This is a genomic window from Porphyromonas gingivalis ATCC 33277, assembly GCF_000010505.1.
GTDB lineage: Bacteria > Bacteroidota > Bacteroidia > Bacteroidales > Porphyromonadaceae > Porphyromonas > Porphyromonas gingivalis.
Map to the genome: position 1 here is coordinate 2,038,086 of NC_010729.1, position 26,767 is coordinate 2,064,852.

Annotated in this window: 20 protein-coding genes, 1 pseudogene and 1 riboswitch; of the genes and pseudogenes, 14 read left to right on the forward strand and 7 right to left on the reverse strand. The window is 46.0% G+C overall.

From position 1 onward, the window contains the following. The first annotated feature begins 32 nt into the window (after positions 1-32). The 14 genes and pseudogenes from mnmH (at position 33) to metK (ending at position 18,417) form a co-directional block, all read left to right on the forward strand. A complete protein-coding gene (mnmH, locus tag PGN_RS08595; RefSeq protein WP_012458552.1) occupies positions 33-1,067 on the forward strand; it encodes a tRNA 2-selenouridine(34) synthase MnmH in 1,035 nt (344 codons plus the stop codon). Then, positions 1,064-1,678 carry a sulfurtransferase-like selenium metabolism protein YedF gene (yedF, locus tag PGN_RS08600; protein ID WP_012458553.1) on the forward strand — a complete coding sequence of 205 codons (615 nt, stop codon included), beginning with the start codon at positions 1,064-1,066 and terminating at the stop codon, positions 1,676-1,678. Before mnmH ends, yedF begins: the two co-directional genes overlap by 4 nt. Before the next feature lie 140 nt (positions 1,679-1,818). Continuing rightward, positions 1,819-2,481 carry a hypothetical protein gene (locus tag PGN_RS08605; RefSeq protein WP_012458554.1) on the forward strand — a complete coding sequence of 221 codons (663 nt, stop codon included), beginning with the start codon at positions 1,819-1,821 and terminating at the stop codon, positions 2,479-2,481. 601 nt (positions 2,482-3,082) lie between these two features. After that, positions 3,083-3,520: a T9SS type A sorting domain-containing protein gene (locus PGN_RS08610; protein WP_012458555.1), complete on the forward strand. Its 438-nt coding sequence runs from the start codon at positions 3,083-3,085 to the stop codon at positions 3,518-3,520. 32 nt (positions 3,521-3,552) lie between these two features. Continuing rightward, entirely contained in the window at positions 3,553-9,810 is a 6,258-nt protein-coding gene (locus PGN_RS08615) for an RHS repeat domain-containing protein (protein ID WP_012458556.1), read from the forward strand. Further along, the gene (locus PGN_RS08620) at positions 9,795-10,337 is read left to right on the forward strand and encodes a hypothetical protein (RefSeq protein ID WP_039416535.1); all 543 of its coding nucleotides are present in this window, start codon (positions 9,795-9,797) and stop codon (positions 10,335-10,337) included. Before PGN_RS08615 ends, PGN_RS08620 begins: the two co-directional genes overlap by 16 nt. Before the next feature lie 103 nt (positions 10,338-10,440). Next, positions 10,441-10,916: pseudogene (locus PGN_RS08625) on the forward strand (hypothetical protein). A gap of 45 nt (positions 10,917-10,961) precedes the next feature. After that, entirely contained in the window at positions 10,962-12,359 is a 1,398-nt protein-coding gene (locus tag PGN_RS08630; protein ID WP_012458559.1) for an RHS repeat-associated core domain-containing protein, read from the forward strand. 380 nt (positions 12,360-12,739) lie between these two features. After that, positions 12,740-12,976, forward strand: coding sequence for a hypothetical protein (locus tag PGN_RS11365; protein WP_155482929.1), 237 nt, complete (start codon positions 12,740-12,742; stop codon positions 12,974-12,976). A 634-nt stretch (positions 12,977-13,610) separates the two neighbouring features. Further along, positions 13,611-14,276 (forward strand): hypothetical protein, encoded by a 666-nt coding sequence (locus PGN_RS08635; protein ID WP_230847023.1) that lies wholly within the window; start codon positions 13,611-13,613, stop codon positions 14,274-14,276. 103 nt (positions 14,277-14,379) lie between these two features. Then, on the forward strand, positions 14,380-14,691 hold the full coding sequence (locus PGN_RS08640; RefSeq protein WP_012458562.1) for a hypothetical protein: 312 nt from the start codon (positions 14,380-14,382) through the stop codon (positions 14,689-14,691). A 166-nt stretch (positions 14,692-14,857) separates the two neighbouring features. Further along, positions 14,858-16,009, forward strand: coding sequence for an RHS repeat-associated core domain-containing protein (locus tag PGN_RS09965; protein ID WP_257719869.1), 1,152 nt, complete (start codon positions 14,858-14,860; stop codon positions 16,007-16,009). Further along, entirely contained in the window at positions 16,006-16,704 is a 699-nt protein-coding gene (locus PGN_RS08650) for a hypothetical protein (RefSeq protein WP_012458564.1), read from the forward strand. Before PGN_RS09965 ends, PGN_RS08650 begins: the two co-directional genes overlap by 4 nt. A 423-nt stretch (positions 16,705-17,127) precedes the next feature. Beyond that, complete coding sequence (gene metK / locus PGN_RS08655; RefSeq protein ID WP_012458565.1) at positions 17,128-18,417, forward strand: methionine adenosyltransferase; 1,290 nt, start codon at positions 17,128-17,130, stop codon at positions 18,415-18,417. A gap of 128 nt (positions 18,418-18,545) precedes the next feature. Here the strand turns inward: metK and PGN_RS08660 are convergent, their stop codons facing one another. The 7 genes from PGN_RS08660 to PGN_RS08690 all read right to left on the reverse strand — a co-directional run bounded on the left by PGN_RS08660 (position 18,546) and on the right by PGN_RS08690 (position 26,715). Continuing rightward, entirely contained in the window at positions 18,546-19,223 is a 678-nt protein-coding gene (locus tag PGN_RS08660; protein WP_004583563.1) for a thiamine diphosphokinase, read from the reverse strand. Continuing rightward, positions 19,220-19,828, reverse strand: a complete 609-nt coding sequence (gene pnuC, locus PGN_RS08665; protein ID WP_021665236.1) for a nicotinamide riboside transporter PnuC — start codon at positions 19,826-19,828, stop codon at positions 19,220-19,222. Before pnuC ends, PGN_RS08660 begins: the two co-directional genes overlap by 4 nt. 4 nt (positions 19,829-19,832) lie before the next feature. Further along, on the reverse strand, positions 19,833-22,070 hold the full coding sequence (locus PGN_RS08670) for a TonB-dependent receptor (protein ID WP_080504430.1): 2,238 nt from the start codon (positions 22,068-22,070) through the stop codon (positions 19,833-19,835). Positions 22,071-22,146: 76 nt separating this feature from the next. Then, a riboswitch (TPP riboswitch) is annotated at positions 22,147-22,260 on the reverse strand. Positions 22,261-22,292: 32 nt separating this feature from the next. Beyond that, complete coding sequence (rsgA, locus tag PGN_RS08675) at positions 22,293-23,240, reverse strand: ribosome small subunit-dependent GTPase A (RefSeq protein WP_012458569.1); 948 nt, start codon at positions 23,238-23,240, stop codon at positions 22,293-22,295. 84 nt (positions 23,241-23,324) lie between these two features. Then, on the reverse strand, positions 23,325-23,885 hold the full coding sequence (gene frr / locus PGN_RS08680; RefSeq protein ID WP_012458570.1) for a ribosome recycling factor: 561 nt from the start codon (positions 23,883-23,885) through the stop codon (positions 23,325-23,327). A gap of 36 nt (positions 23,886-23,921) precedes the next feature. After that, a complete protein-coding gene (gene pyrH, locus PGN_RS08685; RefSeq protein WP_005873990.1) occupies positions 23,922-24,641 on the reverse strand; it encodes a UMP kinase in 720 nt (239 codons plus the stop codon). A gap of 82 nt (positions 24,642-24,723) precedes the next feature. Then, on the reverse strand, positions 24,724-26,715 hold the full coding sequence (locus tag PGN_RS08690; protein WP_005874003.1) for a DUF4954 family protein: 1,992 nt from the start codon (positions 26,713-26,715) through the stop codon (positions 24,724-24,726). Between the last annotated feature and the right edge of the window lie 52 nt (positions 26,716-26,767).

Here is a 26,767-nt window from a genome sequence, read left to right on the forward strand (position 1 = left end):
GTCGCTCAGAACCAAGGGAATGACTCTTTCCGATGCTGATTGACACCGATTTTTTCTTATCCAACCGCTCCGACTCTCTCGTTTTGGACGTCCGCTCTCCGGAAGAATACCGCCGCGGACATATTCCCAGCGCAGAGAGTTTCCCCCTGTTTTCGGATGCGGAACGAGCCGAGGTAGGTACGCTCTATGTCAGACATAGTCGCCAGGCGGCCGTAGAGCGAGGATTGGAGTTCGTTGGGCCGCGTATGGCCGAGATGGTGCGAGAAGCTCGCTCCCTTGCTGCCGGCAGAGACATCATCCTCTACTGCTGGAGAGGAGGTATGCGAAGCGAGAGTGTCGCTTGGCTGCTATCCGTAGCCGGACTTCGCATCCGTCGTCTCCGTGGCGGATACAAAGCATACCGCCGGCATTTCCCCGATATTCTAAAGCTTTACCCGTGGCGTTTCATCGTCTTAGGCGGTTATACGGGATCAGGGAAAACTCCCATCCTGAACGAACTCTCCCAAATGGGGGAACAGGTGATCGATCTGGAAGGATTGGCCAACCACAAAGGGTCTGCCTTCGGAGCCTTGGGGCAAGAGCAGCAGCCGACCACCGAGCATTTCATGAATCTCTTGCACGATGCTGTCTCCGCCTGTGATCCAGGCCGTCCGATATGGGTGGAAAGCGAGAGCAAGACTATCGGGCGCGTATTTCTTCCGGACGATTTCTACAAAGTCATGCGTCAAGCTCCTTTGATCGAGCTGTCTGTTCCCCGTCCCGTACGCATCGCCCATATTGCCAAAGAGTACGGCGTGTACGATGCAGAGGCATTGGCAAACTCTTTCGAGCATATCGCTCGCCGGATGGGAGGAGCTGCTACGACACAAGCCATAAAAGCCCTCAAGGAAGGACGACTGGAAGAGGCCGTATCCTTGGCTCTCGATTACTATGACAAGGCCTATGCACACTCGCTGGCCGAATTCAGGGAAAGCTCCTCTGCTCGACTGGCAGTAGAAACGGATACACCTCACGAAACAGCCATCAAACTACTGGAACTATCTCATATAAAAGGTTTACAATCATGAAAGTGGTGGATACTCGGGGGAAACTCTGCCCCCTCCCTCTTATTTTACTCAAGAAAGCTGTTGACGGCACTCCCGTCGGAGAAGAAATCTCCGTAATGACCGACAATGAAACGGCAAAATGCAACCTGCGCGATTATATCGGCGAACTGGGAGCCGTCGCCATCGAATCCGAAGAGGGCGACTATACAACGCTCACCTTTCGGGTATCGACCCATATCGAAGAAGCGGCCCCGACTTCCTGCCCGGCCGAGCATCCGCATACAGTGGCACAAGGCGACTACCTCATCGTGGCCAAAAGCAATCGGATGGGCACCGGAAATGACGAATTGGGCAGCATCCTGATGCGCGCTTTCGTCAATGCCATCGGCGAGCTGGATCGGCTTCCTTCGCATATCATTCTCTACAATACGGGTGTGCTGCTGGCCGTCGAGGGCACGGACACGGCCGAAACACTGGCCGAACTGAACAAGAAGTACGGTATCCCCATCATCGTATGCGGCACCTGCGCCGACTACTACGAGGTAAAAGACAAACTACGCATCGGTACCATCTCCAATATGTACCGGATCATGCAGCTTCAAGTGGCCACGCGCCACATTATCTATCCTTGAGAAACCGCTCATCGGACAATTGGTATATCTTTGTTCGCGGACATTCTCCGTCCATGCGAACCCAATACCCTATGAATCGGGAGGAGAATGTCACATGAAGAAAAGAACAAGAACACTCACAAAAAAACGAATAACAGCTTATGTTACGAATCGGAAAAACAATCTTCGGACTCTTAGCGCTGACCATTCTCTTGGGGTCATGCTGGTCCAAGAAGAACGACTTGGGTCATGACATCCCGTCTCAATTGGTTTGTCGCTTCACGGAAGGAGTACTTACCGAACCGGGAAACGGCAGTATCAATGTAGATCCCTCGGCATTCGTTGCACACTCCTCAGATCCTTTTATTCAGCACTTAAATACCGACTTCTATGGGAACTTTTTCCCCCTGCCGGACAATGCTCCTCTAAAATTCAAAAAAGGAGTATGGTATAAGATGGAGATATTCTTGTTCGATGGAAAAAACAACCCTCTCAACCAACAATTCCTGAAGCCGGACCAAATTGAAAAACATCAGTTTTTCTTTAACCTGTTGAGTGATGAGAGCGTAATCGACAAAGGGATCAGCTATTACTATTCGGATTTTATCGATGGACATCTTTTAGATTCGCCGGTCGGATTTACGGGTTATATTCGAGTGAACCAAGAAGTGCAAGACGCCCAATTGCGATTACTGCTTGTACACTTGCTGAAAGGGGATAAGTATGAAGCCGATGGCAAGCCCAACCCTTTCGACAAACCGAGTCCGCGGGTGCTTGAATTCGGCGATCTAACAGCCTTTATGCCTTTCAAAATTGAGAAATAAAGTCCTGCCCTGATTCTCAAATCAGCCAAAGCCCCCAAGCTTTTCCGATAAAGCATCGATAAGGAGCAGGTCTCTTTCGCTCCTATCCTATACGACACCCGCCAGGTTCTGTCACGAACCTGACGGGTGTCTTTCTTTATTATCATGCCCCGAAAAGGCCTTTTGGGGCCTGCGTTTTATATATAAACCGTTTACGATCTATATATTTATTGAAAACGATTTATATATAAATTGGAAACGATCTATATATAAATCGAAAATGGTTTATATACAGATCGTCAGGCTCTCCTCTAAAAAGCGAATATCGATCTGCAAAAGTCCGTTTTCTCCTCTTTTTCACCTCGCGTCCCCCACTCTTTCAGCTGCTTATTTAGAATGATTCCAAGCTCACCTTCATTGTTGAAAACTTTTTTGGGCTGTCTTTTACCCTAAAAACTCATTCATTCCACTCCCATCACAGGATGACATTCAGGCTGTTATCACAGAGCGACATAAAAAGCCAAAAAGAAAAGGATCCCCAAACACATAAAATCAAGACGATCTTGCTTGTAATAATGAAAAATATATTTCCTTTGCAGCAAAATATCATCAATAATTGGTTATGAAGCATTTATTACTCACGCTTTTGCTTTCTCTTCCGGGGTGCTTGGGAGCGAAAGCGCAGCAGACACTCTCTTTTGTTTATGATGCATCCGGCAATCGGGTTGCAAGAGTTATCATTATGAGTTCCATAATTGCGACAGGTGAAGAGCCGAGCGAAGAAGAAAGAGACGAACCTAAAGAGTTCAATGAGATTTTGGGAGACACGCAGATAAGACTGTATCCGAACCCGGTAGAATCTATTTTGACCATATCCATCGGCTCTCTCGAGGATAAAGGGAAGTACGCTATCTTCAATATGCATGGCTCCTTAGTCCTACAGGGATCGTTGAATCATGGAGATACGAAGGTTGATATGAGTCGACTTCCTGCCGGCAACTATGCGATGCGCCTTTTTATCGGTAAAGAGCAGTCCACATGGAAAATCATTAAGAAATAAAACTTTTTTACTTTAACATTTAGGATAGACGTATGAAAAAGCTTTACGCCTCGCTTCTCTCCCTTTCTTCATTTTTTCTCTGTTCTCCGCTTACATCCAAAGCCGACATCCTCTCGCTGGAAGTTCTTGACTCCTTATCGCAGAGACAAAAAGCGACCTCTATCCGTGAACTGCGAGAGGCTCAAGCAGCAGCGGATGCCGCAGCAGCAACCATATCTGGGTTAGACAACCTCCCCATCTATATGGATGTGGATCCGGGAGAGATTTCTTATCAATCCGGAGTGAGCCGTTCGGGAGCCAAGACTTATTCTGTACCGATCTTCACTGCTCCATCGGTCGGAGCGAAGCCAACAATAGCTCTTTCGTATAACAGCCAATCAATTCAGGAGGGTGTAGCTGGTGTTGGATGGAATATCGTGGGAGCATCTGCAATTAATCTTGTTAATCGAACGCTTTATTTTGACAACGACATCTGTGCTGTAGACTTCTCTAACCCAAACACATACGCCCTCTCTTTAGACGGAGATAGAGCAATAAGTGGAACAACTTTAATGGGCAAGGTGAGAATAACACCTAAGTACAACAATGACAATGTTTTGATTTCCTTTGATGCTCTTATGCCAGATGGGGGAAGGGCAACATTTGGACTGCCAGATAATACGACGCCCCAAGCTTCCTATCCAATTTTATCTTACACCGATGCATTGGGGTACCGTGTGGATTATTCTTATCGTTTGTCTGGGAACGTATATTTTCTTACTAAAGTCGCTTACGGAGGGCGAACAGCGGACAGCCATTTTAATCATATAGATTTTGAATATGAAGGCAGACAAAATTGTACTGTCCATTATATCTCCGGGCAGCCATATGAAAGCAATATGCGTCTTAAAAGTATTCACTCTTACGGCCAAGGGAAGCTCCTACGTAAATATACTCTACTATATAAAGCATCTCACAATAAATCCCAATTACAAAAAATTTCTTGTGAAACTGGGAAGCGATCTTTAAGTCCTTTGTCTTTTGTATATGGATTCGATTCCTCTCAAGAAGATAAGATATATAAAACGGGAGAAGTTGTCCCTCTTTTCGACACTGGAGCTGGAGATAAAATAACGAGTAGAGGACGGTTTTTTAAAGGAAGTGACAGGGATGGCTTCATCTGTTTCTCCAATCGAATTTTCGATCAATGGCAAGCACAAGATAATAACTCAATATTTGTTATTCCAAGCGAAGATTTTGCTTACGCTCCTATCTCATTGAAAGTAAAAAAATACACAAGAAGTATTCAGGTAGCAGATATTAATGGAGATGGGGTAGATGAGATCATTTGTATAAGTGTGGATAGCAAAAAGGACAAAGCGAACAAAGGGTTATACGATGCTCAGAAAACTTATTGCTGGATCTATTATTTTGATGGAATCAGGTTTAACAAAGAAGAAACGACTTATTCGACATACCCAAAATCTTATTATACCAATATTTCTTTTCTCCTGGGAGATGCGACTGGAGATGGGGCGATTGACGCCATTGCAATTATTCCCGAGAAAGGGAAAGGGGGGAAGAACAATGGAGATCAAATACTATTCGATCTTACACTCCTTAACTTCAAACAAAAAAAAGCCTTCATATCGAATCATCTCTACGGATATAACATCGATAAAGGTCTTTTTTTTAGAGACATTACTGGTGATGAAAAAGCAGAATTAGTCTGTTCTACCATATCAGGATATAACACATTCAAATGGATTGAAAAAGTCAAAGACTTCTCTTCAGACAAAATAAATATAAAACTTTTCTCGACGAAATTAGATGAGGAGGATGACAGTTTTATAACAAATTCAAAGAAATTTTTAATAGCAGACATAAATGGTGATGGGAAGCCCGATCAACTCATTTCCCCAACAGCTTCGTATTATACAATTTTCCCACACCCTGGACATCCGCATAGTGGCTTATACCCATATGAAGGTGAAGGGGCATTTTTACTGGACAAAGGGAAGCAATGGAAGATAGAATTCTTCGATGGGGAAAAAATTGTTACAAAACAAATTGAAGTAGTTCGAAATATGTTGTTAAGTTCTTTCTATTTAATGGATATCAACAAGGATGGACTCCCTGATCTAGTAGAAAAAGTTCGACGCAAAGATTTAGCACCAACTCCATATGATCATATTCACAGTCAAAAAAATTATCTCATACGTATCTTTTTTAATCGTAATGGGGAATTCAGCCCTTCTGATTTTATCTTATCTGAAGATTTTTCGGACAACAGCACTAATGATTTTGATTTGATTCAATCAAATAATTTTAGCCCACGAAGAAATTGCCCCATCATAGGACTTAAATCAAATATTGGTTATTACTTTGAAGTTTCCTGTGACGAACAGACCCGCCACCTTATTACCGGAGTACAAAGCAGTACCGGATTGATTGAAACCAACGAATATGCTGCTCCTAAGTCCGGCTATACTTTCCCGCCTCTTCCGGATGGATATAATTACCTTTCTTTTCCGCTAAAGACTGTATCCAAGGTTTCCAAGGGTATAAAGGGGGAGCCGCATCGGGAATTGACGGAATACACCTTCACGGATGGTGTGATCAATCGTCACGGTCTGGGATTTTGCGGTTTCAAGGAGACGAAAACCTATACCTCATGGGATTATGCTTTTGGAGATGGAGTGGAAACCGTTACACAATATGATCCATTGCAGCAAGGAGTCCCTCTTAGTTCCACAACAAGAATTGGCTTCAATAGCTCGGACAAAATCAAAGCATCGTCCTTCATCTATCAGAGCAATGGACAAACGGGACCGTGGAAGAAGCCTCTACTCATCTCCTCCCAGGAATCAGATCTGCTCAATAACACTACGCTGTCCAGGACTTACACCTATGATTCCGAAGATTTCCCCGTGAAGACGACAGAGGATAATGGTGAAGGCGTACAGACTATTACTGAGCAAACCTACCGTCACATCAAGCAAAGCAATTCTTATCGCCTTGGATTGCCGTTGACTAAAACTACGACTCATAAAAGGAATGGCAACCAGTGGATGCAGAAAGAATCGATTGCCTACAACGCTGCTCTTCTCCCCATCAGTATCATCTCATTTACCGGTGAAAACGGAACCCTTAAAACAGGGGAAATAAGGAGGGAATACGATGATGCAGGCAATATGACGACGGAGACGAGTGCTCCATACGATGCCACCGATTTCCGAGGCAAGACTTATACCTACGATGATAAGGGTAGACTTGCAAGCGAAACTGATATATTCGGACAGAAGACCGTTTACGAGGAGTATGATGCGTATGGGCACCCATGCCTTATTCGTGATGACCGAGGTAATGAGATACGTTCAGTCTATGACGCCTGGGGTAATATTGCCTCTATAAGGAATGCCGATGGATCCAAGGAAGAATATAGCCGCCAATTACTGACAAACGGATATCCCCGTAATCTTCAGGTCATAACATCAACAAACGATGGAGGAAAAACTCTGGCAGAATATGACGCGTACGGTCGTGAGGTGAAGACGGGGATGCTGCGTTTCGACGGTAGTTGGCTATACACGGCCAAAGAGTATACAGCGGCCGGCATGCTCAAGCGGGAGTCCTTGCCTTTCAAAGGAAATACGCCTTTACATTGGAATACCTGTGAGTATGACCGCTATAAACGTCCTGTGAAGCAAACCATGCCATCAGGAGCAGTGCAGACATGGGCATATACACCAAGACGTGTGTCCGAAACCAAGGAGGCAATCACGACTACACGCGTATCGGATGCAAGTGGACTGTTGGAATCGGTATCCGATCCCGGTGGCGAAATCACATACCATTACAGACCTGACGGACAACCGTCGGAGATAAAAGCCCCCGGCAATGTCAAGACCCTATTCGAGTATGATCAATACGGACGTCAGAGAGCTATCATCGACCCCAGTGCGGGCAGAATAGAGACGACTGAAACGTGGACCGGCCGCCGCCGTACAACCGTCCGCAAAGATGCCCGTAAAAAGGTTATTACATCTATGTACGATGAATTCGGGAGACTCCAAAAAACCGTGACCCCCGAATTCACCACCAATTATACCTATGACAAGGATTTGGTCAAATCAGCCATAACGACCAGCGGTTATTCGCGCACATATGATTATGACCATTTGGATCGTCTCATTCGCACAGAGGAGACAGTCGAAGGGAAAAATCTCATCGAACAACTCTCGTACAATACCCTCGGACAGCTTCAGGGCAAGACAGCGACTTTGCCGACGGGAGCGACTGTGACAGAAACTTATCAGTATACGCGTGGTACACTGACTCGCAAAACGCTGCAGGACGGTAGCTTGATCTGGCAGCTTTTGAAGGAAAATGCTATGGGACTGCCTACTAAAGTAAGGACCGGCAGCCGCACTCGCGAATACAAGTATTCGACCGTGGGATTGCCTACCGAGCGATTTACGACCGGCGTGGGTGGATTCAATTACGATTTCGATCCTCAAACGGGAAATCTCCTGATGCGAAGCGATAAGAATTCCGGTAGATATGAAAACTTTTCTTACGACGGACTTAATCGATTGACCGGAGTAGCGCAACATAGACTGAACGGCGACCTCGGCATAGCGACACTAACGTCTTTCTCCTATACTCCTAACGGAAATGTCACGGAAATTAGCAACATTGGGAAATTCATATATTCTACTCAAAGCCCATATCGAATAGTGAATATGGGGCTGAAAATGGGAGCGGAAGCATTTGCTGATAGTACGGGACAAAACATCTCGTACGCCTCCTTCGACCGGCCGCTTACGATCTCAGGGAACGGCTATACAGCAACACTGACCTATACCGATGACTATAGTCGTACGACGATGACGATAAGATCCCCCATGCTCAAAGATCCTTTCTTCAAAAGAACTTACATCGGCAACTATGAAGCTGATTCATACGGTACGCAAAGAAAGAATATCGAGCGTTACTATATCGGCGGAGATGCCTATTCGGCTCCGGCCGTCTATGTGCGGGTCAATTCCGGACAGTGGAAGTTGCATTATATCTATCGCGATTATCAAGGCAGCGTGACGGATATTACCGATGCCTCCGGCACGGTGGTACACCGCATGCGATACAGCCCATGGGGAAAATTACTGCATACGGATGGTACACCTTATACCCGAAGCGAAGAGTTATCCACCGACTATGACCGGCTTCTCTTCCTTGGACGGGGTTATACAGGGCACGAGTATCTTCCCTGGTTTGGATTGGTCAATATGAATGCCCGACTGTACGACCCTGCTATCGGACGCTTCCTCTCGCCGGATCCCTATGTGCAAATGCCGGACTTCTCTCAAAACCTCAACCGCTACAGCTACTGCCTCAATAATCCCCTCAAGTTTACGGATCCGAATGGGGAATTATTTGGTATTGACGACTTGATCGCTGCATTTGTTGGAGGAACAATCAACGTTGTTGTCAATATTGTTGAAGGAAATGTGACAAGCTTTGCTCATGGTGCAGCACTATTTGCTGCAGGTGCAGCATCAGGAGTTCTTACAATATACATTGGGCCTGCTGGCAGTGCAGCTGTTTTAGGTGCGACAAATAGCGTTATCAATCAAGGCTTCTCAAAGGGATGGAACAATATTTCCGTGGAAGAAACGCTGTCGGCATCTGCAATGAGTGCTTTGACTTCTTTTCTCGGAGGCTACTTGGGGAATGCTTTATCTAAGCCGATTGGAAGTTTGACATCCAATATCGCTAGTCCAATGTTGCGAGGGGCTATTTCTGAAGGAGCAATGGGAGCTCTCTCCGGTTTTTTTCTCGGGACAGGAATGTCTTTAATGCAAGGTGAAAGTTTAGAAAATTCACTTAAGGCCGGAGGAAACGGATTCCTTATGGGTGCAGGCATTGGTGCAATGACCGGAACGATTTCAGGCATCAAATACGCAAGAGACAATAAAATAAGCCCATGGACTGGGGAGAAAGCACATAATCACCATTCTTTTCCCAAGTTTCTTGGGGGAGAACTGGATCAAAAATTGACTCCTATGAGTGAATCCAGACATAGGAATTTACACAAGGATATGAATGATTTTTTATATAAACAGAGGGATGAATTGGGAAATCATATGAGACCTCAGAGAGGAAATTCAGGTCCAGAAATTCAAAAGAAATTCAACACTCAAGTACGCATAAACGCCCTTAAAAATTTTTACGATAGTCACCCGATCAAATATTGGGATGCTCGATATGATTTTTACAAAAATACGGGAATGATATGGAGACCGTGGTAGCAAAGATTATTTTTGGAGTAGGTGAAGATGGTTTCGTCTATGGTTCGAAAGACCGGCCGGATGTCTGCCCTGTTTGTGGGAACAGGATCAAAGATGTCTACGATCTACACTATAGGCTGAACAGGAAGTCGACCTTTATGTACACGTATGACGGCTACAATATAGTATCGCAACCCTTCAAGGATTTTTGCGATGCAAATGGCTATCCGGGGCTGTCCTTTACCGAACTAACACATTATCCCGGCTATTACTTCTTTTCTGTAGAGAATGTATTCGAACTGGATCCCGATAAGATAAACTTCAGCGGTCGTCATGATTGTTGTGGCTCTGCTGATTCTGTTTCATCTCCGCTCGACTCTAAAAAAGATAGCTTTGAAATAGAATCCAATGATTTCATCTGCCGATCGGATGTCAGATTCGGGGATAAGGGCAAAAAGTTTTTTCTTATCATTGTCGGACTGGAGACAGAAAAAAAGATGAAGCAGTTCAGACTGAAGAAAATCTATTATGCCAAAGTGCTAAAATGACTTTATTAGAGAGAGGATATTCATCGTAGCAGTACTTTTGCACTAATGGGGAATTACCAACAGATGTAATTGCATTTTGTGTTGACAAAAAAAAGAGAACAACATGAGGAAGTTATTTTTAATAGCGTGCTTAGAAATGTTTATGTTCGGCTGTTCTCCTATTCTCAAAAGTAACTCTAACGATAATAATATGAGTTTGGGACAAATACACGAACTGCAAGTGCATAATTTTTCGGAAATTCCAAAGGATTTGCTGGAAAATATAGATAAAATGGGCGTGGACAATTCGTCAATTCTCAATGAATATGAGGGGAGATATTTGAATTTTATTTTCAATATAGACCCTCAGGATTTTAATCTTGTCGGGAAAAAAGTCGGCTTTTGGGGAAACAAAATAGATTATTTCAACGACACACGCTCCACTGACCGTAATTTTAAAACCGTTGGAGGTAGTAGTCTATATATTTTGATGCTACTCAAAAAGTGGAAAATGACGGATATGATGCTACTATTACTTATTGGAATAAATTTTCACTTCCAACAGAAGAAGTCGTTAAAAGACTGAGTAAGAAGCATTAAGTCAGATTTTTCTTAATAAATTCCCTAACAGGCGATTACGTATTTATGAATGACATGGAAACCGTGGTGGCAAAGATTATTTTTGGAGTAGGTGAAGACGGCTTCGTCTATGTGCGGGTCAATTTCGGACAGTGGAAGTTGCATTATATCTATCGCGATTATCAAGGCAGCGTGACGGATATTACCGATGCCTCCGGCACGGTGGTACACCGCATGCGATACAGCCCATGGGGAAAATTACTGCATACAGATGGTACACCTTATACCCGAAGCGAAGAGTTATCCACCGACTATGACCGGCTGCTCCTGCTCGGACGGGGCTATACAGGGCACGAGTATCTTCCCTGGTTTGGATTGGTCAATATGAATGCCCGACTGTACGACCCTGCTATCGGACGCTTCCTCTCGCCGGATCCCTATGTACAGATGCCGGACTATACGCAAAGTTTCAATAGGTATGCATATTGTTTGAATAATCCGCTAACTTACACCGACCCAGACGGCGAGTTCTGGCACTTAATTATAGGTGCGGTGATTGGAGGAGTAATAAATTGGGCAACTCACGGATTCCAATTCAATGCAAAAGGATTGGGTTATTTTGGAGTTGGAGCATTGGCGGGGACATTAGGAGCGGGCATCGGAGCAGGCATTAGTTCTGCATTGCCTATTGTGGGGCAAGCATCGGGCGGTTTTGTGGCAGGATTTTGGGGAACAAGCGCGGCAACAACGGCGACATCAAGCTTTGTTTCAGGCGCACTCGTTGGTGGTGGTGCAGGTTTTAGCAGCGGATTTACCACAGGTTTTGGAAACGCTTTGATTGACGGTAAAAACTTTGGTCAAGCTCTGGGACAGGGTGGCATTTATGGCGCAATAGGTTTAGGGTCTGGCGCACTAATTGGTGGACTTGTAGGTGGTATTAGTGCCGTAAGAGATGGGAGGGAGTTTCGGAATGGAGCAAGAATGATAGATGAACAATCTCTTGCTAACCAAAATTTGCCGTTAGTTCAACAAAGAGGAGATATGAATTGCTGTCCCGCGACAGGAGAATCAACTACAGGTGTTTCACAAGATACATACCGAAAAATAATTGGAGGAGATCCTAATAAAGATCATGTAACAATGGCGCAATTTAATGACGCTATCCAATTAGAAACTGGGAGGAAGGTTTCTCCATACCTTAAGACTTTACCTACAGACAAAACAGGAGCAGAACAAGTGGCAGGTATGATGAATAGAGGTAATAATTTTTATTTAGGTTCTACTACAGCGGGACAACCGATAGGACACGTAACGGCTTTGAACAGTGTATCAGTACGGACTTTCCAAAAAATATCAGGGGACATATACTATAAAGTTGTTTATCAGGTGATGGATCCTGCGCGAGGTGCATATAGAATCATAGGAGCAAATTCTATGAATATCGTAGTGCGAATCTATCCTTAAAAAAGCGCACAATTTCATGGCAAAGAAACTATTTTTTTGGGGGGGGCAACATTGTTATTTTTTAGCGTGTCTGCACTTTCACAAAACATATTGACGGACATAAGCAAATACGACTTGAATAAAATAGAAAAACGGACGATTAAAAAAGTCGTAAGCTCTTAAAAACAGAAAAAGAGCGAAAGCTTTTTGCCTTCACGTATTTTGCAATAGGATTATCGGATTTTTCTTCTAAAAAAAACGGCGATATCGACAATTTTCTCAAGAATTTCAAATTATCAAGCAAAGCGAACAGTATTGCCGATGATTTTTTCGAAAACTTTAAACTCTATGATTACAGATGCTACGTATACGACGACTCGTTGAATATAATTGCGATGGCAATGAAAACAAATGTATTCCTTTTTGGCAGCACAACGCCAGACAGTAGATATATTGAGTATATAACAAGAATAAATCCTGAATACACATTTGAATACATATTTTACCCAGGATCATGCTGCATGTATTTTTGTTACAAAAATGGTGAAATTATAATTGTTCGTTTGTCTGATGATGGCGAAAATATTATTTCTTATCCTTTATCAGATTCAAAGCAAGTAGAGAAAAATGCGTCTTGACGAAATCTTTGACACAGCTTGCGAAATGAATGAGATTGAATAAAAGCATCCCCTTCAGGGGAAAGGATATGATTTGAGGAAATTAAAGGATGTGGTGATGACACATAATCTGTAGATATTGCTCTTGAGAAACAAGAAGCACTTAGGCTTCTTGAACTATATTACAACTTGGGGATTCCTGTATTAGGGGGCGATGTCTTTTATTTAAAAGATGATGGCTAAGTTGATTGGACTTATGACAATTGGTATATTGATCGATTGGAAAACGAGAGCGATATTCAATTTTTAAAAAGAAGCATGGAGGAATCTCAATCTATATAAATAATTATAATAATACTTATTTTAGGAATGCATATTTTTTATTTGACATTGTATGCCAAACGGGTACAGATCGGTAATTGCTACTGCAATAGATCGACAAATATGGCTGCATTATTAAGTTTAGGTCCAACATCAGCAGGCGGTTCTATTCTTCTCTTATAAGAAACGAGATTGTGCGCAAATAAAAAACAACAAATAAGAGGTTTTGATTCAAAGAGAGGGGAATACTATAAAGCATAATCATGTCCGACTTCAGTGCATTGCTGTTGGAAGCGGCAGAGAATGGTATTGCCTTCTAAATAATTATAAAAAAATGAAGTTACATATTTATTCGTTCATTATCTCATGCCTATTGCTTTTGAGTTGCAATTCGAAAGCGGAAAAAGATAATTTTAATAAGCAAGTACGACAATTAAACGACAGTGCTGTTGCAATCGGCTCATTGGGAGACACTGCAAAAATCATGGTTGCAATCGAATTATTGAATAAGGTCATTGCCATGAAGCCTGATTACTATTCGGCTTACTGGAATAAGTTGGCATTTCAATATCGTTTAGGATTAATGGATGATGCTTTTGCCACATTAAAATCAATGGAACGAATTAATCCTGAAAATCCTGACTTAAAAACAATGCTTGGTGCCTTTCTCGAACAAAATAAAAAAGATTCAACACGAGCAATGATAAAATACAAGGAGGCAGATTTATTGTATAAAAATATTCTTGACACTATTAGCCCCAATTGCTTATCATATCAGTCTACAATGATTAATTATATATTGAATCTCAAATTATTGGGCGAAAACTTTGACGCAGACAGTATTCTATACTCACCCACTCAAAACGACTATTATGGCAAGGAAGAGATATATGAAGCATTTAAGCAATTCGCAGAAAACAATCTTATGAAAAAGACACGAGAAGAATTGGTTAAAATGGTCTCGCTATCGGGCGGAGGGGATACACTCTTAGTCAACTAAAACCTCTTTATTTGAAATATTCAGAGCACCCAATAATTTCCCCGGAAATCATTTGTGTGTAATTTGTTTATAATTATATCTGCAGACAAATAATTACGCTTCTATGAATGAAATGGAAACCGTTGTAGCAAAGATTATTTTTGGAGTAGATGAAGATGGTTTCGTCTATGTGCGGGTCAATTCCGGACAGTGGAAGTTGCATTATATCTATCGCGATTATCAAGGCAGCGTGACGGATATTACCGATGCCTCCGGCACGGTGGCACACCGCATGCGATACAGCCCATGGGGAAAATTACTGCATACGGATGGTACACCTTATACCCGAAGCGAAGAGTTGTCCACCGACTATGACCGGCTTCTCTTCCTTACGCCAGTTCGATTTAAGCGAACATACCATAAAAATAACAAGTAGCTGTAAATCATACTCTTTTGTGATTCTCCGGCTGCATAATGATCGGGAAGAAGGGGCGGCTTCCAAGTCATTGGGCTTCAGATGTAGATAAAAAGCCATCTGAAAGCAATATAAGTGTCTGAAAAACACTGTGTGGAAAATAAAACACACTAATAACCAATGTGTTGTGCCATTCCTTTATATCGAACTCACGTTCTTCCTTGGACGGGGTTATACAGGGCACGAGTATCTTCCCTGGTTTGGATTGGTCAATATGAATGCCCGACTGTACGACCCTGCTATCGGACGCTTCCTCTCGCCGGATCCCTATGTGCAAATGCCGGACTTCTCTCAAAACTTCAACCGCTACTCCTATTGTCTGAATAATCCGCTGGTGTATGTGGATGAAAATGGGGAGTTTATTCATCTTATTATTGGTGCTGTAGTTGGAGGAGTTGCAAACGTTATTTCAAACTGGGAAATGATAAAAGCAAAAGGATTCTGGACAGGATTAGGTTATTTTGGAGTGGGTGCGGCAGTTGGCGCAGGATCAGCCGCGTTAGGCGGCTGGATTGCTGGGGTTACCCAAAGTGCTGGTATTATTACAGGTGCGGCGGTTGGCGCAGGTACGGGTGCAGTTACAGGTGCAGCATCAAGTGTAACCTTAAATGGACTGAATAATGTAATAGGCGGACAAAACTTTTGGAATGGCTGGCAACAAAGCGCAATTTCGGGCGCAATAGGCGGCATTTCGGGCGGTATTGCAGGTGGCATGAAAGGTTACGAACTTGCAAAAGAAGGCGGAAAAAATATGTGGTGGGGTGGTGATGTCAAACACGGCAGAACACAATGGTCATTCTTTACTACCGAAAAACCATACGAAACCATTAGTTGGGATATAAAAAATGTTAGCTCAAAGAGTTTAAACGATTGCGTACCGACTTCTTTTGCAGAGGCTGATGATTATTTTGGAGGCAACACTACTTATGAGCAATATAATACTACTACTAATTATCAGCAAGATGTTGGAGTAATGGCTTCAAATTGCCCAAACGCTTACGGAAGAGTTCTTTCTAAACAGTTTACTGGCGCATCAATGCCTGACCCTGTTTCGGTACTTGCAGACCCCCAGCAAGTATTAAGCATAAAAAAATCGGGCAATTTAATTCATACAAATATGCCACATAGTGGTGGTATGGGGCACGTAGATAATTTACGCTCAAAAAAATACTATCATTCAGGAAAAGTTGTAATGAATTTCAGGATAGGAAGTTATAGATTGTCTTCTGTAAATGGCAATTGGTGGTTCTATACATTAAACGGATTGAAGCAATTATGAAGAAGATGTTTTTATTTCTATTGCTAAGTGCTATGTTTGTTCCTGTTTCAGACAGTCAAACTTTAATTCAACAGATTGAAAATGCATACAACACTCTTGATTCTGTTTCCTATATTGAAGATATAATATTATCATATAGAGGTGATTGGGTGATAAGGTATAAAGGATATGAAGAAAGAGTAGATGGATTAACTGCACTTAATTATTTTGATTCTATTCCAAGACAAAAACAAATCATTGACAGCCTTTGGGAAAATCTAACGCTTCGTTCAAAAACTACGATAGAAGAACAAATCAATGAATTTAGCGATATAGTAAGAGCAACAACACCTGTCTATATTTTGAATTTAATACCGCAAGACAAACAAACATTACAAGTAGACACAGGGAAATTACCCTTTAATCTTTTCTATTTAGGCAAACACTCAAAAAATAATTTTTATGTATTTGTCCATAACGGAGAATATGCTTATGGCCAAGATACCTATCCTACTGTTTCAAGGCCAATAGGTAAGAATATTCGCAAAGTGCTTCGTAAAATTATGCGGAAACAGCCCAAATATTTATTGTTCTGTCCAGAATTGGAAGAGATGAATACAATCCTTTATGTACTAAATGACAAGATATATGTTTACAGAGTTGCACAAATGAAAGAATACGAGTTGAGCGATTATTTTAAACACTTCCCTCATTGAAATTGTAGTATACCTCAAAGGAGGGGATTGTTCGAGGTTGCGCTATTTTGGGACTTTATATGTTTTTACTCTGTCTCAAAAAAAAGAATCAGGTGGTTATGGTGCTGCAGTCGTATACGAAAGCTAGAAGTTGAATACCACGCAGGAAGTAACGAAAAAATCAAAAACAACACAAAAAAACAGAATCGGGGACTAGAGCCGGGGGCATAGGGAATGGTTATTTTCCCACTCATGGGGATTTCCTGCGCCAAAAGCTATATCTTTGTAATGAACCAATCAGCGTGGAAGGATTTGTAATGCTTGCAACCACGAGAAAAAATGCTAAAACATTTCTTCTTAGAAAGCTCTTCGACAGCTATTCTCCAATGGAGTGTGCAAGCCCTTCTGTGCGAAGGAAGTTTTACAAATTAAAAGCATAAAGATATGAGCTATCTATTCACATCCGAATCGGTGTCGGAGGGTCATCCTGACAAAGTATCCGACCAAATATCCGATGCCATCCTCGACCAATTTCTGGCTACCGACCCCGACTCCAAAGTGGCCTGCGAGACACTCGTAACCACCGGACAGGTAGTTTTGGCCGGCGAAGTCAAAAGTCGCTCTTATGTAGATGTACAGGAGACAGCGCGTCGTGTCATAGAAAAAATCGGCTACACTAAAAGCGAATACGGCTTCGATGCTCGCAGCTGTGGGATCTTCTCCAGCATTCACGGGCAGAGTGCGGACATCAACCGCGGAGTCGACCGATCGGATCGATCCGAGCAGGGAGCCGGAGACCAAGGTATGATGTTCGGCTACGCCACGAACGAGACGGAGAACTACATGCCCCTGACAGTGGATCTGGCACACCACCTCCTCTACGAATTGGCCACTATCCGCAAGGAGCCTTCTTCTCCGATGCCTTATTTGCGCCCTGATGCCAAGAGCCAAGTGACGATCGAACATGACGATGAAGGCAGACCCGTCCGGATAGACACGATCGTGATTTCCACCCAGCATGACGAATTCGTCCAAGCATCGGACGGCATTTCAGAAGCAGAAGCCGACCGGATGATGCAGGAGCGCATCCATCATGACATAGCTACCATACTGATCCCCCGAGTGAAAATGCTGTACAAACCGGAGATCGCAGCCCTATTCGACGAAAAAGTACGCCTATTCGTCAATCCTACGGGTAAGTTTGTGATAGGAGGGCCACATGGAGACACGGGCCTGACGGGACGAAAGATCATCGTGGATACTTATGGAGGCAGGGCTTCTCATGGCGGAGGAGCATTTTCCGGCAAGGATCCGTCCAAGGTAGATCGCTCCGCGGCTTATGCAGCCCGACACATAGCCAAAAACATGGTGGCAGCGGGCGTGGCCGACGAAATGCTTGTACAAGTAGCCTATGCCATCGGTGTAGCAGAGCCGGTAAGCATATACGTCAATACGAAAGGCCGGAGTCATGTGGCTCTATCGGATGGCCAAATAGCGGAGAAGATCAAGAAGATTTTCGATATGCGTCCTTACGCCATCGAGCAACGACTGAAACTCCGCAATCCGATATACGAAGAGACCGCAGCATACGGCCACTTCGGGCGCGAACCCTACGAAGCATACAAAACCTTTGTCGATGAGCACGGAACGGAACAGATGCGAATCGTGGAGCTATTCACATGGGAAAAGTTGGATTACGTAAATAAGATCAAGGCCGAGTTCGGTCTGTCGTAATCACAGCCTGCACTCCTTTTATCGCAAGACAAAGGCTCTGCCATTGACTTCGCTTTCTTGCTTTACTAAAGCTTGGCAGACAGAAGCTGCTTGTTCCTTTCTTAGGGGATGCAGAGAGGAAGTTTATTCTACCGGTTTTTCACTTCATCAGCTACAAAGACGACCAACGGGGCAGCAGAGGATAGGTAGATCGTATCGCTCACTGCCTCGTTGAGCGTTCCGCACCACAACTCCGGCAGAGTGGTATTGCGAAGCGGCCATTTCAGCCCTTCGGCCGTGACGGCTGATCCGCTGAAACTGAATATAGAAATTTGTCTCCCTCGCTCCACTTCTATGCGAGCCTCCCCGTTAAAAGCCAAAAAACATCCGTAATCCGTAGGCATCACGATCTTTTCGAAAAAGCGGGTATATCCGGGCAGATGTGCCAGATTGCCGACAAAATGATCTTCACGACGCCCCGATGTCCCCAGCAGACAGACCTCGCGAGGGGAATAGGTCTCGGCAGAGAATGTAACTGTCTTCGTCAGATCATTGGTATCCTGCTCGTCTATGCGATGTAGTTTTTCTGCAGGCAAAATATGTCGCGAGGCTGTAAAAGAATCCAAGTCGCCCACTACTGCATCCGGCTCTGCACCATAGTCCAGCAAATTCTGTATGGCTCCATCGCAACAGACGATGGTACCTTCAGGATGCTCCGATGCTCGCCGGAGGATAGCAAGGGGGAGGATTTTACGGGGAAATTCCCCCTTAGCCAGAATAACAAAAAGCGGAGCTGTCTCCGGAGTAAGCGAGGGAAAGAAAATCATAGGTCGATGCTGATTGTGGCCTGTCGTTGCATCTTGCGCCACCGGAAATATCCCAGAACGGACATAACGGTATTGACGGCAAAGACGACAGTGGTGATATGGTCGCCGGATTTATAGAAAAGGGATAAGCTGATGATATTGGCTACGAACCAGCACACCCAGTGCTGGCGGATGCGACGCGCCAACCAAATCATCCCGACAAAGCTGATTACAGTGGCAAGCGTATCGGCCCACGGCACAAGACTATCCGTATAGTGGGACAACACATAGAACATCGGGAGAAAAGCCACCGTAGCCGCAGCAAGGCTGATCCACAGGACACGCGGGGAGATGGATACGATGGCACCCTCTTCCGTCCCTTCGCGGTGGCGAATCCACATCACCCAGCCGATAATACTGGTGATCAGATAGTAGACATTGATGAGCACATTGCCGTAGAACTGCGCCTCGATCGAGAGATAAATGTAGAAGAGCGGCAGGACGATCCCCACAGGCCACAGCCAGACACTCGCCTTATATTCGAGATAGACCCAAATAAAATTGACGAGTGCTGCTGCCAGCTCGATGGGATGAGCCACAATGAATTGGATCACCGCTGTCATCATCGGATTAGAAATCGATTGTCAGACTACCCAGTGCATTAAATCCGGCCTGAGGATAATAACGCAGATCGGCATATGCACTTAGTTCTCCGGATGCCTGTACGTAACCGGCATCGTAGATGTAGGCATTGGATGCATACATGAGGTTGAAGAGATTATTGAGCTGTACGCCCAGTGCCACTCTCTTAACGAAGTGAACCGGCAGCACATAGCCGAGGCGGAGGTCGTTCACCCAATAGGAGGGGAGCATGCGATCGCTGCGCTGTGTATTGTCCAGATATTGCTTGCTGACGAAGCGGCTCGTCCAAGCCATTTCGAAACCGGCATGAGAGAGGGTAAGCATGCTGCCGGCAATGACATTGGGCGAGTAGGCTATATCCGTGCTTTCGAGGGTCTCCTCCTTGAGTTCGAGCCAGTTGTAGTCCGCATCATATACGGATGTATATTGCACGTAGCGGTCGATTTTGTTGCGACTCATAGTGAAAGAAGCATCCCAACGCAGCAAACGAGGAAGGATCTGCCAACCGAGAGTCAGCTCCAGTCCCATACGGTAGCTGTCGGGGACGTTGCTTGTGAGCATCTGTCCCACATCGCTCAAACGGCCATCCAGCACGAGTTGGTCCTTGTATTGCATATAATAGAGACCTACTCCGGCCGACAAGAGGGGCGAAGCATAGCGATAGCCCAGCTCATAGTCGATCAGTCGCTCAGGCGTAGGATACTGTCCTATTCCGGCTTCGGTGTAATTGGTTCTGTTAGGCTCGCGGTGTGCTACCGCAACAGAAGCATAGGCAGTATGAGCATCGTCGAAACTATAGGTAAGACCGGCCTTCGGATTGAGGAAGCGGAAGGTCTTGTCCAAATCGATGTGCTGCATACTTCCCTGTACCTCATCGTATTCGTCCGTGATGCCATTTATCGTGTAGCCGATGGTACGATACTGGAGGTCGGCATACATGTTCAGTTCCGGAGTGATCTGCCAGTTGGCTTTGGCAAAGGCTGCACCTTCTCTTTTGTCTGCGCTGTTCCGATAATACTCGAAGTCGGGAGCTAAGGGTTGATTGTACTTTTTGATGTAAGTGATACGGCCGAAGTGGTCTCCTTTATAGATATTGCCCGAGGCCCCGAACTGCAAATCCCATGCACCGGTGTGCCAGTTAAGCGAACCGATGAGTCCTCCGAAATCATTGTCCAGATACTTCTGACGGATGAGATCCGTTTTCTTCACGGTCACACTGTTTTCCACATAGGGCTGCAGTGCATATTCCTTTAGTTTACGTCCGGTACGATATTCGTCCGTATAGCCATATCCGGCCGTGTAGTGTGCCGTGAGGTTGAGGATAACGGAAGGAGAGAAGCTGTGCGTCATGATGGCATGGTAGTGACGCTGCTCGTAATTGTCGGTATTGTGGTAGTAGTGCGGTACTCCTTGCGCGTCCACGTACATAAGACCGGCACTGTTGTATCGGCGGCCATATTTGGCTTCATCCTCCTTGGAAAGACCGTTCCATGCGATACCCGTAACTTCTTTTCCTCCGAAAGTGATGAACCTGAGAGCCGTGTTGCTACCGAAATAGCCCACCTGTGCGAAATAGGATTTCAGATCCACGCTTCCTCTATCCACGTAGCCGTCCGAACCGATTTTGGACAGGCGGGCATCCACTGCCCAATGGCGACCGATGCGTCCGCTACCGAGTTTGACCGATCGGCGGAATGTGCCGAACGAACCTCCGCTCAAATCGACACGGCCATAAGGAGCCAGTCCCAAATTATCCGTACGCATATTGACACTTGCCCCAAAAGCTCCGGCACCATTGGTGGAAGTACCCACACCTCGCTGCACCTGAAGGTCTTCGATGGAAGAGGCGAAGTCGGGCATATTCACCCAAAAGACGGACTGAGATTCGGAGTCGTTGAGGGGTACTCCATTGGTAGTTATGTTGATGCGATTGGCATCGGTGCCACGCACGCGAAAGCCGGAATATCCGATACCCGTACCGGCATCGCTGGTGGCTACCACGGAGGGAGTCAGCATCAGCAGATAGGGGATGTCACGACCATAATTGGACTTGGAAAGTTCGGCCTTGCGAACGTTGGTGTAAGCGACAGGGGTTTTCGCCGTGGCGCGAGTAGCTACGACCTGTACGGTCTGGAGCTGCACATTGCTAAGACTATCTATCTCGCTGTTGGAGACGGGTGCTTGTGCCGTCAGGCAGAAAGGCAGGACGGCTAAGGCGGCAATCATGTGAAGTTTTTTCATAAATCTCTTATCATTGAAGTTGGACAAAGAAGAGAGAGGGGGAATGATTGCTTCGCCGTGAAGATAGTCAGACGGAGAGTTTCCTACGCCGGTATTATCCGGTTCAGGTGATGAGGGTTTGTTCTCAGCCATCCACGCATTCCGATTGCTACAGGAAGCACCCCTTCTCCCAATTTTATGGGACAAAGATAAGAAAACGTTCGTCCTTCAGTATTCGGGACGATACCGCTCGGCATTTTCATCTTCGAGAATGCTCAAGTAGCTGATATAGCGGCTCTCGGCTATCTCCCCCCTCCGAAGAGCTTCCAGAACGGCACAGCCCGGCTCGTGCGTATGCGTGCAGTTGCCGAATCGACAGCCTTTACTTGCAGCGAATATCTCCGGGAAATAATGAGAGACTTCATACTCGCCCATTTCCAGCGTACCGAAGCCTTTGATCCCGGGCGTATCGATAAGAGCTGACCCGGGGGAGAGATCGGGGAAGTCGATCATTTGGGAAAATGTGGTCGTATGCATGCCGGTATGATGGGCTTGGGATATAGCCCCTGTGCGCAAATCGGCATGAGGAATCAGGGCATTGATTAAGGAGCTTTTGCCAACCCCCGAATGGCCGGCAAGGAGTGTCAGCTTGCCATCGAGCAGGGATTTGAGATCCGGGAGGCCTTCGCCCGTAATCGCCGACACGTGGCAGCAGGGGTAACCTATGGCGGTGTAGACAGCCGACAGCCGGTCCAATTGCAAGCGATCTTCTTGCGTATAGCAGTCTATTTTGTTGAATGCAAGAATAACCGGTACGCGATAGGCTTCTGCCGTAGCGAGGAAACGATCGATAAAGACGGTGGTAGTCACCGGATCGTTGATGGTACAGACCAGCACGGCAGCATCCAAATTGGCTCCCAGTATATGGGACTCTTTCGAGAGGTTGCTGGCTCGCCTGATGATATAATTGCGTCGGGGATGGATTCGTTTGATGTAGGCCGGCTGTCCGTCCTGAGAAGCGGGGACAATCTCCACGCGATCGCCTACGGCTACGGGATTGGTGGAGCGGATGCCTTTCAGACGCAGATTGCCTTTCGCCATGCAGTATAGCTCCGTACCATCCGTGCAACGCACCAGATACTGACTACCCGTATTCTTAATTACGACTCCATCCATAAACGGCTTTGCGGTGTAATAAAACAGCGATGAGGCAGAATCGAAAAACTCTGCTTCATCGCTGAGTGGATAGATTTTTCACGCTTACACGGTCATGATTTCCTTTTCCTTTTCGGCAAAGAGTTCGTCGATCTTCTTGATATAACGATCGTGAACCTTCTGCATCTCTGCCTCTGCATCTTTGGCTACGTCCTCAGGAGTACCATCGGTCTTGACGCTTTTCTTGATCGCATCGATGGCATCGCGACGGGCATTGCGTACACTCACCTTGGCGTCCTCGGCATCTCCTTTGATCTGCTTCACCAACTGGCGACGGCGTTCTTCTGTCAGAGGAGGAAGGCCCAGACGGATCAGCTCACCGTTGTTCTCGGGCGTAATGCCGAGCGGAGAGTCCATGATAGCCTTTTCTATATCCTTGATCAGGGAACGCTCCCACGGGGTGACAACGATGGTCTTCGCATCGGGCGTATTGATGGATGCTACCTGTGTCAGAGGAGTGGCGTTGCCGTAGTACATGACCATGATACCATCAAGGAGTTTGGGGCTGGCCTTTCCCGCACGCACATGAGACAGCTGCTCGTCCAGATACTCCACTGCCTTCTCCATATTAGCCGTTGCTTTGGCTATCAGTTCTTTTATTTCCATATCTCTATATGTGTTTGTTTTGTCTTGCTATTCCTTTCAAGCACTCGTATTTGAAACATAAGTACCGATTTTCTCTCCTCTCAACACCTTGAGGAGGTTTCCCGGCGTATCCATATCGAAGACGACGATGGGCAGGTTGTTCTCCATACACATGGCCGTGGCAGTCAGATCCATTACTTTCAGACCTCGGGCATAAATCTCATCGTATGTGATCCGGTCGAACTTCGTAGCCGAGGGATCCTTCTCCGGATCTGCCGTGTAGATACCATCCACGCGCGTCCCCTTGAGCATGGCATCGGCTTCTATCTCGATGCCGCGAAGCGATGAGCCGGTATCCGTAGTGAAGAAAGGATTGCCTGTACCGCAAGAGAAAATGGTCACATAACCCTGTTCGAGCAATTCTATGGCATGCCATTTGTTGTAGAACTCCCCTATCGGCTCCATACGTACGGCCGTGAGCACTTTGGTCTTCACCCCTACCCCCTCAAGAGCAGAGCTGAGAGCCAAGCTGTTGATTACCGTGGCCAGCATACCCATCTGATCTCCTTTGACACGGTCGAATCCCTTGGCGGCACCGCTCACTCCGCGGAAGATATTGCCTCCTCCGATGACGATGCCGATCTGTACGCCCATGGCACAAGCCTCCTTGATGTCCGAAGCATAATCGGCCAACCGATTCGGGTCGATGCCGTATTGCTGAGCACCCATGAGCGACTCACCGCTCAGTTTGAGCAGCACTCGTTTATATGCAGTCATTATTCTTTTCTATCAGTTTGTTACAAAGAAAAGCATATTTTCCATACCCCATTCGTCGATAGACGCTGTCGAATGGCTGTTTTCACTCCAGACGAGAGAGCATCTCTTCGCCGAGAGCACGCTTTTTCCGGATGTGCTCCACCACCTCGACGATGAAGGGATTGCTTTCGAAATCGCCTCGCACCTCATCGAAATCGCGGTGCTTCATCTCCCCTACCAGGTCTATTCCGAAGCCTACCTGACTGTGCATTTGGAATTCCTTCTTGGCATCCTCATAGAGCATCTCATCCAAGCGAATCACCGAACGCATCCATGTATGCACCAGTTCGGCCACTTTGGATCGAGTGAGATCCTCGGGGTTCAGTTCGTACCATTCGAGCAGAGCGTTGTATGCCCAGCACCATTCATAGTCGTAGTATCGGCTATGAATTTCCTTCATCCGCTCATTCACCTCCGCAAGGCTTTTGATCTTGCCTTCTTTGATCAAGGAGGCAAGGCGGTGGATCTGTTGTTGTGGAGCGATCATGCCACAGATGTCCACCCAGCTGCCGTCTCCCTCATTGTGAGTCGGCTTGAGAGCACTCAGCACCTCCTCATCCGTACGGCAAGGACAATCTTCAAGGCGTTTGATGATGGAATTGCCGAAAAACTTGTTCAGCCCCATCTCATAGAACATCAGCCCCTTGTCCAAGGCAGAAGAGCGTATGCGCATATCATGATAGACATAGGTTTGTCCCTCACTGCCCAGTATCTTGCGTAGCTTTTTCAGCTTCCGACTGCCGCGCATCATCTTGCCGGCAGTGAAAGGACTCAAGAGATTGAAGTTGATATTGTCCAGCAAATCCGGATCTTTACGCTTATCTCTCGCCGGCCACTTCTTGGCGTCACGAATCGTCCCGACACTGCGCAGATTGATACCCGGTACCAAATACGATTCGTTACGGTCCTCTATGATATAAGAGAAGGGGAAGGCCGAGCTGTCGATATGGTGTACGTGTCGACCCATCACCAACGTGAAAGGCCCTATTCTGGATGGCCAAAGGATATAAGAGTCGCTCGTGGTCTTCGAGCCGCGCTCCACGATGCCCTGATGGATGGGGCCGAGCTTGTAGAGGTGATTGCTCTGGTTAGAGCCGCTGCCGGCATTGAGGAAAGAGTATAGACCGGCAATGAGCAGGCTCGACTTGTGCATCGACACGGTATATGGCCCGGCAAAGACGGCACAGGCCTCGCCGTTTTCGCCTTGGCAGTTGGCAAAGAAGAGCGAATCATGTGCAGAGAAAAGGTGCCCCAAATGAGTACCCTGCCCTACAAAACAGTGCGAAACGGTAGCACCATCCGTAACGCTGCTGCCCGAACAGAGAATGAAATCGCGGCAGACGACATTGTAGCCTACCGACACGGGGGCCTCTTTCTTGCTATTGATACTGCCGTTGCAGAGATGCGAGGCACCGGTGATCTCGGTATAATCTCCGATACAAACATTCTCTATCGTATTGCATCCGTGGATAACCACATGAGAGCCTATTGCTCCCATATCCGACCGGCGCGACTCGGCATAAGCTCTTGCCATAGCAGCAAGCGATTCGGTCAGCACCTTGTCATGCCTGTACATGGCCATCAGATAGGCGGTCTGGGCAGTCAGGTTGTCAGTGATCGTAACTTCACGTCCGCCGGTTTCGTTCAGCACGGTAACCTCCACGCCGTTGCCGAAGGAGGTGGATTCCGTTACGGCTATGGTATCAATGTTTTCGATTCGGGTATAATCGCCTATTCTGTAATTAGCCAAATAGCTATTGACATGGAAGATGACGACTTCATCTCCGACAATGCAGTTGTGCAGGCGTGCGATATTGATACCCGTAGGCACGTGGAGGCCTCCCGGCAACAGGTGACTTCCTCGCGTGGATCCGATCCGGATCTGTCCGCTGAACATGACATGCAGACAACGATTCGCGTCAAAGCCATCGGCCACCTCCACCATCGTCCAATCGGCGCACTGGCAGTAGTTGCCTTCCAGCACGGATATTTCTTCTTCGGTCAAATGCCTGTATATTTTCTCTTTTTCTTTCATAAATCTACTTTTTACAGTCAGGTCTCTAATCTCCCTCTATCGGATACAGAAA